The 10,440-nt window shown below is 55.7% G+C and carries 13 protein-coding genes and 1 pseudogene; 7 read left to right on the top strand and 7 right to left on the bottom strand.

Annotated elements, in window-relative coordinates:
- Positions 1-94: 94 nt before the first annotated feature.
- Entirely contained in the window at positions 95-1,660 is a 1,566-nt protein-coding gene (rny, locus tag Q1K23_RS01850) for a ribonuclease Y (protein WP_300361674.1), read from the bottom strand.
- Positions 1,620-2,213, bottom strand: coding sequence for a 5-formyltetrahydrofolate cyclo-ligase (locus tag Q1K23_RS01845; RefSeq protein ID WP_300361671.1), 594 nt, complete (start codon positions 2,211-2,213; stop codon positions 1,620-1,622). The genes rny and Q1K23_RS01845 overlap by 41 nt, the downstream gene beginning before the upstream one ends.
- Before the next feature lie 54 nt (positions 2,214-2,267).
- On the opposite strand from Q1K23_RS01845, the gene Q1K23_RS01840 reads away from it, so the two are divergent.
- The 4 genes and pseudogenes from Q1K23_RS01840 to Q1K23_RS01825 all read left to right on the top strand — a co-directional run bounded on the left by Q1K23_RS01840 (position 2,268) and on the right by Q1K23_RS01825 (position 5,649).
- A complete protein-coding gene (locus Q1K23_RS01840; RefSeq protein ID WP_300361669.1) occupies positions 2,268-2,840 on the top strand; it encodes a TlpA disulfide reductase family protein in 573 nt (190 codons plus the stop codon).
- Positions 2,840-3,706, top strand: a pseudogene (ftsY, locus tag Q1K23_RS01835) (signal recognition particle-docking protein FtsY); the annotation flags it as partial. The gene Q1K23_RS01840 and the pseudogene ftsY, both read left to right, overlap by 1 nt.
- Before the next feature lie 267 nt (positions 3,707-3,973).
- A complete protein-coding gene (radA, locus tag Q1K23_RS01830; RefSeq protein ID WP_300361666.1) occupies positions 3,974-5,320 on the top strand; it encodes a DNA repair protein RadA in 1,347 nt (448 codons plus the stop codon).
- A 65-nt stretch (positions 5,321-5,385) separates the two neighbouring features.
- Positions 5,386-5,649 carry a hypothetical protein gene (locus tag Q1K23_RS01825; RefSeq protein WP_300361664.1) on the top strand — a complete coding sequence of 88 codons (264 nt, stop codon included), beginning with the start codon at positions 5,386-5,388 and terminating at the stop codon, positions 5,647-5,649.
- A gap of 13 nt (positions 5,650-5,662) precedes the next feature.
- On the opposite strand, the gene Q1K23_RS01820 is transcribed toward Q1K23_RS01825, so the two are convergent.
- Entirely contained in the window at positions 5,663-6,217 is a 555-nt protein-coding gene (locus Q1K23_RS01820; RefSeq protein ID WP_300361663.1) for a CDP-alcohol phosphatidyltransferase family protein, read from the bottom strand.
- Between the two features lie 71 nt (positions 6,218-6,288).
- Here Q1K23_RS01820 and Q1K23_RS01815 point away from each other — a divergent pair, with 71 nt between their 5' ends.
- Positions 6,289-6,567 carry a hypothetical protein gene (locus Q1K23_RS01815; RefSeq protein ID WP_300361660.1) on the top strand — a complete coding sequence of 93 codons (279 nt, stop codon included), beginning with the start codon at positions 6,289-6,291 and terminating at the stop codon, positions 6,565-6,567.
- Between the two features lie 121 nt (positions 6,568-6,688).
- Here Q1K23_RS01815 and Q1K23_RS01810 read toward each other — a convergent pair whose 3' ends face one another.
- Entirely contained in the window at positions 6,689-7,495 is an 807-nt protein-coding gene (locus Q1K23_RS01810; RefSeq protein ID WP_300361657.1) for an ABC transporter permease, read from the bottom strand.
- 142 nt (positions 7,496-7,637) lie between these two features.
- Between Q1K23_RS01810 and fliL the strand changes: the two genes are divergently transcribed.
- Positions 7,638-8,171, top strand: a complete 534-nt coding sequence (fliL, locus tag Q1K23_RS01805; protein WP_300361655.1) for a flagellar basal body-associated protein FliL — start codon at positions 7,638-7,640, stop codon at positions 8,169-8,171.
- Entirely contained in the window at positions 8,168-8,536 is a 369-nt protein-coding gene (acpS, locus tag Q1K23_RS01800) for a holo-ACP synthase (protein WP_300361653.1), read from the top strand. Before fliL ends, acpS begins: the two co-directional genes overlap by 4 nt.
- Here acpS and thiS read toward each other — a convergent pair.
- Genes thiS through Q1K23_RS01785 form a run of 3 tightly spaced genes read right to left on the bottom strand, consistent with a single transcriptional unit; the run spans position 8,513 to position 10,314 of the window.
- Positions 8,513-8,713, bottom strand: coding sequence for a sulfur carrier protein ThiS (gene thiS, locus Q1K23_RS01795; protein ID WP_300361650.1), 201 nt, complete (start codon positions 8,711-8,713; stop codon positions 8,513-8,515). The two genes, acpS and thiS, sit on opposite strands and share 24 nt — an antisense overlap.
- On the bottom strand, positions 8,710-9,300 hold the full coding sequence (locus Q1K23_RS01790; protein WP_300361648.1) for an ankyrin repeat domain-containing protein: 591 nt from the start codon (positions 9,298-9,300) through the stop codon (positions 8,710-8,712). Before Q1K23_RS01790 ends, thiS begins: the two co-directional genes overlap by 4 nt.
- A 9-nt stretch (positions 9,301-9,309) precedes the next feature.
- Complete coding sequence (locus Q1K23_RS01785) at positions 9,310-10,314, bottom strand: SAM-dependent methyltransferase (protein WP_300361646.1); 1,005 nt, start codon at positions 10,312-10,314, stop codon at positions 9,310-9,312.
- Positions 10,315-10,440: the final 126 nt, after the last annotated feature.

Below are 10,440 nucleotides of genomic sequence, written 5' to 3'. Positions count from 1 at the left end.
ACGGATGGACGGCAAAGCCTTCCATCCTACGCTGACGCTGTGTCCGCTTCGGCAGCGGGCCCGAAACCGCTCTCGCGGTTTTCGAAAAGAGCTCTTACCTGGCGTAGTTGATCGCCCGGGTTTCCCTTATGACGTTCACCTTGATCTCGCCTGGATACTGCACGCTCTTTTCGATCTCCTCCGCGATCTCTTTGGAGAGGAGGATGGCTTCGTCGTCGTTGACGAGGGTGGCGTTGACGATGACACGCACCTCTCGTCCCGCGTTGATGGCGTAGGCGTGGTGGACGCCCGGTTTCGACATGGCGATCTCCTCGATCGCCTTGACACGCTTGAGGAAACTTTCGAGCACTTCCCGGCGCGCGCCTGGTCTGGCGGCTGAGAGGGTGTCGGCGGCACAGACGGCGGCCGCCTCTATCGTTTCGGGCTCTTCATGGCCGTGGTGGGCGTAGATGGCGTTGATGACCACCGGGTGCTCTTTGTAACGGCGGCACACTTCGGCACCCAGATCGACGTGGCTTCCAGCATACTCGTGGGTCAGCGCCTTGCCGATGTCGTGCAGGATGCCGGCCCGTTTGGCCAGCACTTCGTCACCGCCCATCTCCGCCGCCATGATACCAGCCAGATGCGCCACTTCCAGAGAGTGTCCCAGGGCGTTCTGGCCATAGCTGGCACGGTAGCGCAGACGTCCGATCAGCTTCATCAGTTCCGGATGCATCGGCGAAACACCCAGGTCGGTCACGATCTGCTCGCCCTCTTCGAGCACCATCTGTTCGAACTCTTCGGTCACCTTCTCGTAGATCTCCTCGATGCGCGCCGGCTGGATGCGCCCGTCTTCGATCAGCAGTTCTATCGTGCGTGTGGCGATGGCACGGCGGTAGAGGTTGAAACTGCTCAGAATGATCGCGCCCGGCGTGTCGTCGATGATGATATCGACACCCAGCAGCATCTCGAGGGTCTTGATGTTTCGCCCCTCCTTGCCGATGATCCGCCCTTTGAGCTCGTCGTCGGGCAGATGCACGACGTTGATGAGACGTTCCGCGGCGAATTCGCCCGCGTAGCGCGTCGTCGCCTGGGCCAGGATATAGTTGGCTTTCCGTTTGGCTTCGGTTTTCGCTTCCGTCTCGTACTTGCGGACGATATGGGCGATCTCGGCCCGCGCATCCTCTTCCGCCTCTTTGAGGACCAGCTCACGCGCCTCGTCGGAAGTGAGCCCCGAAGCCCGTTCGAGAATCTTCAGAGCCTCTCTTCGTTTGGCTTCGTACTCCTGTCGCAGCGCGTCGATCTGCTGCTGCGCCGCTTTCAGCTCAGCCTTGGCTTTTTTGATCTCCTCCTTCTCTTCGGAGACCTGTGAGAGCTCCTCTTCGATACGCTTGGCCAGCTGCTCTTCGCGCTTTTCGAGCTGCGCCAGACGTGTATTGAACTCGTTGTTGAGCCTGACCAGCTCGTCCTCGTATTTCTGCTTCGCCTCGAGCTCCGCTTCCTTCACTTTGAGCTTGGCGTTTTGCAGAACCACTTCCGCTTCGTGTTCGATCGCTTTGGCTTTCGCTTTGGCCTGTTCGACATAGATGTCGTATTTCGAAGCGTCGATCTTCTTGGTGATGAAAAATGCCGCTACGCCGCTAACCGTGGCTGCCGCACCTCCTATTATCAACTCTGTCAACATGTCTTTTCCCTCGGACAATAATATCTTCGGGGGTTATGTAAATATCTGCCATGACATCAAAATCATCGGTAATCTTCTCTTTGGTATAGCACTTCGCAAGCTGTACAAAAACGGTCAGAGGCTTACGCCTCAGCGACCCAAAAAATCTATCGTACATACCTTTTCCAAATCCTATGCGGCGGAATCGTCCGTCAACCCCCACGACCGGAACGATCGCCATATCTATTTCTGACAGATAAAAATGTGAATTCATCGGTTCATAAATACCAAACCGCTTTCTCTGCAGCGGCAATCTGTATTGTACCAACTTAAAACTTTCGCCTTCCATAAACGGAACGTAGATTTTCCGGTCGCGCCGCAAGCGCCTGAACAGCGGCCTGACATCGACTTCATGGCCCATCGGAAGGTATAGCAGAATCGCTTTGGGATTATATTTTCTTATAATACTTTCGACTCGTCTCAAAACGATTCTGTTGCGTCGGAATTTACCGTTTCTTTCCGCTTTTCGCAACTTTTCCAGACACGTTTTTCTAAATTTTTTCTTGTCCAATTTTTAAGCCCCGGTATCATATAATAACCGCCATTTTATCCAAAAGGAAACCAAATGCGTTTGAAATTTTTTACGATATCCGTTTTGACACTCTTCGCCCTGCTCTACACGGGCTGCGGTGAGAAAAAGAGAGAAAAAAAGACTGACCGTGTAACGGTGGACGTCAAGCAGAAAACGGTCTTCGAGCTCAAGGATGGCAACCGGACCATCAAAGCGACGCTCAAAGACGAGGGATTCGCCTTCGACGTGGCCGAACCCGTCGTCATGCTGGACTTTTTCGCCACATGGTGCCCGCCCTGCCGCGCGGAGATCCCCCACCTGGTCAATCTCCAGAACAAATACGCCGGCAAGCTCAAAATCGTCGGCGTCTCGATCGAACTGAAACATCCGGCTGAGATGAAGCGCTTTATCACAGGACACGACATCAACTACTTCGTCTCAAACGCCCCCGACAACATGGCCCTCGCGGCCAAAGTCGCCGACATGCTCCATCAGCCCAGAAACTTCTCCATCCCCTTCATGGTGCTCTTCGTCGACGGCAAATATTTCCGCCACTATGTGGGCATGGTGCCTGAAGAGATGCTCGAAAGCGATATCAAAGAGGCCCTGAAAAAGGTCGGCAAGTAATGTTCGGTTTCCTCAAAAAAGGGCTGAAGAAGACGGTCGAGACGATCGAGAGCAACGCACCCGTCAAACGGGAGAAGATCGGCCGCGACGAGCTCGAAGACCTGCTTCTGGAAGCCGACGTCACCTACGATCTGGTCGAAAAGATCGTCGAGTCGCTTCCTGAGAGCGTCAAGCGCATCCAGCTCTACAACACGCTCATCTCTCTTTTCATCTACGATGTCGAAAAGATCGAACCGAAGGGTGAAAAACCCTTCGTCGAGCTGATCGTCGGCGTCAACGGCGCCGGGAAAACGACGACGATCGCCAAACTGGCCCAGCGCTACAAAACGGAAGGGGAGACGGTGATGCTGGGAGCCTCCGACACGTTCCGCGCCGCCGCCATCGAGCAGCTCAAAACCTGGGCAGACAAACTCGACATCCCCATCGTCTATACCAAACAGGGCCACGACCCCTCCGCCGTCGCCTACGATACGATCAGCTCCGCCAAGGCCAAAGGGTTCGACCACGTCATCATCGATACCGCGGGACGGCTGCACACCCAGACCAACCTGGCCGAAGAGCTCAAGAAGATCGTCCGCGTCTGCGGGAAAGCCATGGAGGGGGCGCCTCACCGAAAGATCCTGATCCTCGACGGCACCCAGGGCAACAGCGCCATCAACCAGGCCAAAGCCTTCAAAGAGATGATCGACATCGACGGCATCATCATCACCAAACTCGACGGCACCGCCAAAGGGGGCGCACTCTTCTCCATCGCCGAAGAGCTGAAACTCCCCATCTACTACGTCGGTGTGGGCGAGAGGGCCGAAGATCTGATACCCTTCGACCCCAAAGAGTTCGTCAACACGATTCTCGACGCCATCTTCGTCGAACAGAGTGCCGATATCGTCACATCCGCCGGCAAAACACACAACGTCGACATAACGGCCCTGACCGATTCTCAGCTGGCACGCCTTGAGGAGCTGCTGGACAACGACGGTTTCAATCTGCTCTCCAAACATTTCGTCTCCGAGCGGGCCACCGGCGAAACCTACCGCCTCCACCCCAACGCCAACATCGACCTCATCGAGGTACTCGACAAAGACGGCAGCATCGTACGCGCCTACAAAGCCGAAGAGCTGGCCACCGACTGATCGATGGCGAAAAAGAAAACCCTCTACGAGTGCCAGGCCTGCGGCATGCAGAGCCCCCGATGGATGGGCAAATGTCCCACTTGCGGGGCGTGGGAGAGCTTCGTGGAACTCACTGCCGAACAGCAGAAGGTACTGAACGAAATCTCCAAAACTTCCACACCTGCCGCCTCGGCCAAACCGATCACCGAAATCGAAGAGGAGGAGGTGAGCCGCTTCACCAGCGGTGACAGTGAACTGGACCTGGTCCTGGGAGGGGGCATCGTCCCCGGATCGCTGGTACTCATCGGCGGAAGCCCCGGCATCGGCAAATCGACGCTGCTGCTCAAGATCGGCGGCAACCTCGCCGCCCGAAACAAAAGAGTGCTCTACGTCAGCGGCGAGGAGTCGGGGGGACAGATCAAGATGCGGGCCAACCGCCTGGGAGCCAACCACGACGACCTCTATCTGCTCAGCGAGATCCGCCTCGAAGCGGTCATGGCGGAAGTGTCGAAAAACCCCTACGATCTCATCATCATCGACTCGATCCAGACCCTCTACTCCGACTCGGTCCCTTCCGCCCCCGGCAGCGTCACGCAGGTACGCACGATCACTTTCGACCTGATGCGCCTGGCCAAGGAGAAACAGATCCCGATCTTCATCATCGGCCACATCACGAAAGAGGGCTCCATCGCGGGTCCGCGGGTACTGGAGCACATGGTCGATACGGTACTCTACTTCGAAGGCGACGCCTCCAAAGAGATCCGAATGCTGCGGGCCTTCAAAAACCGTTTCGGCAGCACCAGCGAAGTGGGCATCTTCGAGATGACCCAGGAGGGGCTGGTGAGCGCCAAGGATATCGCTTCCAAATTCTTCAGCCGCGGCAAGCCCCAGGCCGGCAGCGCCGTCACCGTCATCATGGAGGGTTCCCGCCCCCTGGTCATCGAGGTGCAGGCGCTGGTGGCCGACAGCGGCTACGGCAACCCCAAACGCTCCACCACCGGCTACGAGGCGAGCCGCCTGACGATGCTGCTGGCGCTTCTGGAAAAAAAGCTCGACCTCCCCTTCGGTCAGTACGACGTCTTCGTCAACATCGCAGGCGGCATCAAGATTACCGAACCCGCCGCCGACCTGGCCATCATCGCCGCCATCATCAGCTCTTTCAGAAACAGGCCGCTGAGCCAGGAGAGCGTCTTCATCGGCGAAGTGAGCCTCATCGGCGACATCCGGGAAGTCTTTCACCTCGAACAGCGTCTGCGGGAAGCCCATACCCTTGGATTCACCAAAGCGATCGTTCCCAACAAACCGGCTTTCAAAACCCCAATGAAATGTTTCGTCGCCGAAGAGGTGGCGAAAGTGGTGGAGTGGATGTGAGCCGGGCCTGAAATTATCTCACCCAAAGTCACTTTTCGTTACAATTTTTTCAAAAAGGAGGCATCATGAGCAGACATCTTCATAAAATCGAAAAAATCTTTTCCCATCCCCTGCCTGCCAATCTCGATGTCAAAAAGACCCTTTCGGCCATCGAACATTTCGGTGTGCGCGTGGAGGTGTCGAAAAACCATCGTGCAAAGCTCTATTACGGAGAAAAAGAGGGTAGCGTACAGCTTCCCCACGGCGACCACTTCACCAAAGACGAGGTGATGCGGCTCAAACATATTCTCGAAGATTTCGGCCTGACACCCGAATCTCTGCAGAAGTGAGAAACGCCTCTTTTCAGGGGTGCGGTACTTTGACTTTCGAGTTGAGAAGCCATCCGATCACGATCATGAACATGATGACCGACTCTGCCGGAACGAGACTGTAGGTATAGGCCAGATAGACGAGCCAGAGCAGTATCGCTCCCAGCGGGGTCGGCACCCCTACGAAAAATTTTCCCACTTCTCCCGCTTCGGCGTCGATATTGAACTGGATCAGGCGCCGCAGACCGCTGATGACATAGTAGACGCTCACGATCCCCGCCAGATAGAACCAGCCTCCCTCCAGATGGGTATAGACCGCCTGGAAAATCAGAAAGACCGGTACCAGCACGAAGGAGAGAAAGTCGGCGAAGGAGTCGAGCTGGATGCCGAACTCGTTGGAGAGATGGAATTTTCTGGCGATCTTTCCGTCGAATATGTCGAAAGCACCACCGATCCACGCCAGGATGATGGCGTGGTAGAAATCGTTCTGGGTGATGAGATAGGTGGCGGCCAGACCGCAGGTGATGTTGACCATCGTGAAGAGATTGGCGAGGTTGAAATGCGATTTCGAATCCAGAATGAAGGCCATCGGTTTCCTTTTGCTATAATCACGCCACTATTTTACAGAGATAGAACTTTAATTTCCGAAAAGAGCACCCTATGACAGACATTCTCGACGCCATTACCGCCATCCACTCCCACGAAGAGCGATACGAAAAACTCGAACTTCTCTACCGAAACGAGGAGGAGAAGCAGAAAATCCTCGACGCGATCGGCGATATGAGCTACAGAAAAGAGTGCCAGGTGGAGATCAGCAACGTCATGGAAGGGGATGGCCGCGGATTCATCGCCGTGGAGTTTCACGACGACTACGACAAAGAGGCCGGCCCCTATTTCGACGCCCTCATAAAAAAACTGGGCATCGACCGGTGTGAGTGATGGCGCGGTGCGCCGGGGAACGGGGAACGGGGAACGGGGAACGGTGAACGGGAATCGGAAATCGAAAACGGGAGGCGCTATACGCCGCAGCAGCGCCATCGGCCATCGACTACAAACCAAATCACCAATCCAGGAAAAGAAAGAGCGAAGATAGAAAATAGTTGGCAGCAAAGATCGTAATGGCCGAATAGACGACGGCGGCCGTCGTCGCCTGGCCCACGCCTCTGGCCCCGCCCCGGGCGATATACCCCAGATAGGTTCCGATGGAACTGACCAGAAATCCAAAGACGAAGGCTTTGAGCACCCCCGTGCCAATATCGGCGAACTCCAAATACTGCTGGATCATGTTCTGATAGGAGACCGGGTTGACCCCCAGCGCTTCCGTGGAGATCAGGTAGGCGCTGACGTTTCCGACGAAATCGAAAACGATCACCAACAGCGGCAGAGAGATCGTCGTGGCGAGAATCCGGGGAATGATGAGATACTTCTTCGAATCGACCGCCAGTGTTTCGATGGCGTCGATCTGCTCGGTCACCCGCATCGTCCCGAGTTCCGCCGCCATGGCGCTGATGGCCCGTGATGTGAGCATCAACGCGGCGAAAACGGGGCCCAGCTCTCTGGAGATGGAGACGAAAATCGTATACCCCATGAAATTTTCGGCGTTGAACTGGTGAAAACCGTGATAGAGCTGGATCGCCTCCACCATGCCCGTAAAAAGTGCCGTCAGCAGTATGACCCCCAGGGTCCCGATGCCGATACTGTCCATCTGCAGGAAAAATTCCCGGATCCGATGCGGACGTTTGAAATAGAGCGGTATCAAAGAGATCTGGAATTCGACGAACCTGCCGAAATCCCCGATTTTTTCGTACATCCTCACAAAAGGCGCACCGATACGCGCGAAAAAGTTTTCGATCATCCCTGTCATCATGGTGAACTTTCACGTTTTTGCAGATATTTTAGCCTATTTCCTTCGAATCCCCACTGAAATCCCCTATAATTCGATGGAGAGACCTTAACTTCGAAGGGTAACCGACGATAGTACTACAAAGCTATCACGCCAAGGAGAATGTATGGCAGAAGAAGAAAAAGAAGCGTCCCAGGAGAGTGAAAACGGCTCCTCCAAAGAGTCGGGCGGAAGCAATGTCGTACTCATTCTGATCGTCGTACTGCTCGTTCTGGTACTGGCGATCGGAGGGGTCGTCGCCTATCTTATGCTCTCCGGAGACGAAGCCGAAGACGCCACGACCGTCAAACAGGAGAAGGTGGAGAAGAAGCACAAAAGACGCAGCGAGGATATCGGTGTGGGACCGATGTACCCGTTGGACAAATTCACGGTCAACCTGATGAGCGAAAACGGCCGAAGATTTCTGGTAGTCAAAATGAACCTGGAAGAGGACAGCGAAGAGCTCACACCCGAACTCGACAAAAAGACTCCGCTGATCAGGGATATCGTCATCTCGATCCTCTCCTCCAAAACCGTCGAAGAGATCACGACGGCCAAGGGAAAAGAGAAGCTCAAAGAGGAGATCATCGCACAGATCAACCGCCACCTCGACGACGGAGAGATACGGCACATCTATTTCACGGAGTTCGTCATCCAATGATCGGTGTCGATATCGTCGTCATCGAGCGGATCGAAAAGTCGATCGAGAAGTATGGCGAGAAATTCCTGCATCGCTATCTGATCGACGAAGAGATCGCCCTGATCAAAAAGCCCCAGACGGCGGCGGGATTCTGGGCCGCCAAGGAGGCGGTCTCCAAAGCGCTGGGCACCGGCATCGGCGAATCGCTGCACTTCAAGGATATCACGATCAAAAAGACAGAAAGGGGTGCCCCCTACTTTCTGCTTCCCGAAAAGATCATGGCGCGTTACGCCATCCGCTCGACATCCCTCTCCATCGCCCACGACGGCGGTTTCGCCATCGCCGTCGCCGTCATCGAAGGCTCAGCCGCCCCCGACGAAGTGTAGCAGTTCGATCTTGTCTCCCTCTTTTGGTACGAAATCGGACCACTTCTCCTTCTTGACCACTTCCATATTGACGGCGGCCGCCATCACCTTGTCGGCGATGCCCAGTTTTTCGATCACCTGGGCCAGTGTCACCCCCTCGTCGAAACTTTTCTCCTCACCGTTGACGATCAGTTTCATCTCTCCCCTTTCGTTGTGTTGAGTTCGTCGGCGTAGACGCCGCATTCGCCCTTGGTGTAGGGCCTAAGATGGTGGGCCATCGAGAAGTTGCCCCGGATATAGGCGAGTTCGCAGGCGTTGAGCCCCTTTTCGTTCAGCAGCTCCGGGTCGGCCCCGTTTTCGAGCAGAAGATCGACGATCGCGAAGTCGTTGCCGTAGGCCGCCTGCTGCAGCGGCGTGATCCCCGCCCCGTTGGCGAGGTCGATATCGGCGTCGTGACGGATCAGCGCGCGGACGATCGCCAGACGGTGCTGGCCGATGGCGTAGAGCAGCGGCGTGTAGCCGTTGTTGTCCTGGGCGTCCACATCGGCACCGTGTGCGAGCAGGTATTCCACCATCGGAAGGTTGCGGGTCTTGACGGCGATATGTAGGGGGGAAATCCCCGCCTTCGAGGCCGCGTCGATGTCGCACCCTCCCTGCTCCACGATGCTTCTGGTGCGGTTCATGTCCGCTTCGTAGACCGCTTCGTGCAGCGGTCGCCAGCCGTTGACGCTGTCGGCGAAAAGCGATACCGCCACGATGGCGATGAAATAGATTCGTTTTTTCATACGCCCATTCTATCCGATATTTCTGTGAAATTCGATCATTTTAAAGCGTTCCCCCATCATTTGAGGATCGATTAAGGTTTTTACCTTGTTCAGTTCCCGCAGATAGAGAGCCTGGTTGCCCATCTTCGCCAGCTGTCCCAGCAGATCCATCAGACCGAAATCGATCAGGGCTTTGAGCTGGGTCTTGTAGGCGGCCGTCCGAAATCCCGCGCCTTCGAAAGCGTCGGAAACATGGGCGAAGTTGACATCGTAGGTGATATCGCTCTTTCCGAAAAGCGATGCCGGATCGAGCCCCTCTTCGAAGAGGGGAAAGACTTCGTGGCCTTTGTAGATCCTGATGGAGAAGTCGGGCCGCACATACTTTTCCCCGTAGTCGAAGGAGACGAAAACGATCTTTTCGGCGGCATTAGCCAGCGAGGCGGCGAAATTTTCGTATCCCCGGGCCACTTCCCCCTTCTCCTGGCCGTAGCGCCCCGCTGTGGCCAGCACCTCCTCGTCCTCCCCTTCGAAAAGGATGGCGTGCTTCTGGTCCACCAGTGCCGTTTTGCCCTTGTAGACCAGATCGCAGGGAAAGGCGTCGAATATCTCGTTGGCTACGAAAAAGGCTTCCTTCGCGCCGATTTCGGCGGCGTCGGCATAGTGCTCCACCTTCACCGCATCCCCGAAACGCTCCCGGAAATAGGCTTTCTGCGCCTCGCGCAGCGCGGGAAACCGCTCCACGATACCAAAACGCATCCTCTCCAGCAGCTGCGGCGCCTCCTGGGCGATCCACTCGATCATATCCCCCAGCAGATACCCCTGATGCGCCCCGATCTCGATCAGCGACAGATCCTCGGAGAGCTTTTTCTCTTTGACCAAAGAGATCATGTAGTGGGCGATCGTCGCCCCGAAAAAGCGGCTCGTACTCACCGCCGTGTAGAAGTCCCCCTCTTTTCCGATCGCCTTGAAATTGGCGTAATACCCCTCAGGCCCGTAGAGCCACGCCTCCATATACTCGGAAAAACTTTTCACCATACCATTCCCTCTTTCCCCTCTACCATTCACCGTTTCCCGTTCACCGTTCACCATTCACCATTCACCGTTCCCCATTCCCCGGCTCCACATAACTCTTTTCGTAGAGATCGAGCAGTACAAGCTGCT

The sequence above is a fragment of the Hydrogenimonas sp. genome, assembly GCF_029933015.1.
In the GTDB taxonomy this organism is placed as follows: Bacteria; Campylobacterota; Campylobacteria; order Campylobacterales; family Hydrogenimonadaceae; genus Hydrogenimonas.
This window is presented reverse-complemented; position numbering and strand designations above follow the sequence as displayed.

What these genes read in the sequence shown, in the direction of transcription:
- Q1K23_RS01840 (WP_300361669.1), top strand. Translation starts at nt 2,268, where the DNA reads ATGCGTTTGAAATTTTTTACGATATCCGTTTTGACACTCTTCGCCCTG.
- radA (WP_300361666.1), top strand. Translation starts at nt 3,974, where the DNA reads ATGGCGAAAAAGAAAACCCTCTACGAGTGCCAGGCCTGCGGCATGCAG.
- Q1K23_RS01825 (WP_300361664.1), top strand. Translation starts at nt 5,386, where the DNA reads ATGAGCAGACATCTTCATAAAATCGAAAAAATCTTTTCCCATCCCCTG.
- Q1K23_RS01820 (WP_300361663.1), bottom strand. Translation starts at nt 6,217, where the DNA reads ATGGCCTTCATTCTGGATTCGAAATCGCATTTCAACCTCGCCAATCTC.
- Q1K23_RS01815 (WP_300361660.1), top strand. Translation starts at nt 6,289, where the DNA reads ATGACAGACATTCTCGACGCCATTACCGCCATCCACTCCCACGAAGAG.
- Q1K23_RS01810 (WP_300361657.1), bottom strand. Translation starts at nt 7,495, where the DNA reads ATGATGACAGGGATGATCGAAAACTTTTTCGCGCGTATCGGTGCGCCT.
- fliL (WP_300361655.1), top strand. Translation starts at nt 7,638, where the DNA reads ATGGCAGAAGAAGAAAAAGAAGCGTCCCAGGAGAGTGAAAACGGCTCC.
- acpS (WP_300361653.1), top strand. Translation starts at nt 8,168, where the DNA reads ATGATCGGTGTCGATATCGTCGTCATCGAGCGGATCGAAAAGTCGATC.
- thiS (WP_300361650.1), bottom strand. Translation starts at nt 8,713, where the DNA reads ATGAAACTGATCGTCAACGGTGAGGAGAAAAGTTTCGACGAGGGGGTG.
- Q1K23_RS01790 (WP_300361648.1), bottom strand. Translation starts at nt 9,300, where the DNA reads ATGAAAAAACGAATCTATTTCATCGCCATCGTGGCGGTATCGCTTTTC.
- Q1K23_RS01785 (WP_300361646.1), bottom strand. Translation starts at nt 10,314, where the DNA reads ATGGTGAAAAGTTTTTCCGAGTATATGGAGGCGTGGCTCTACGGGCCT.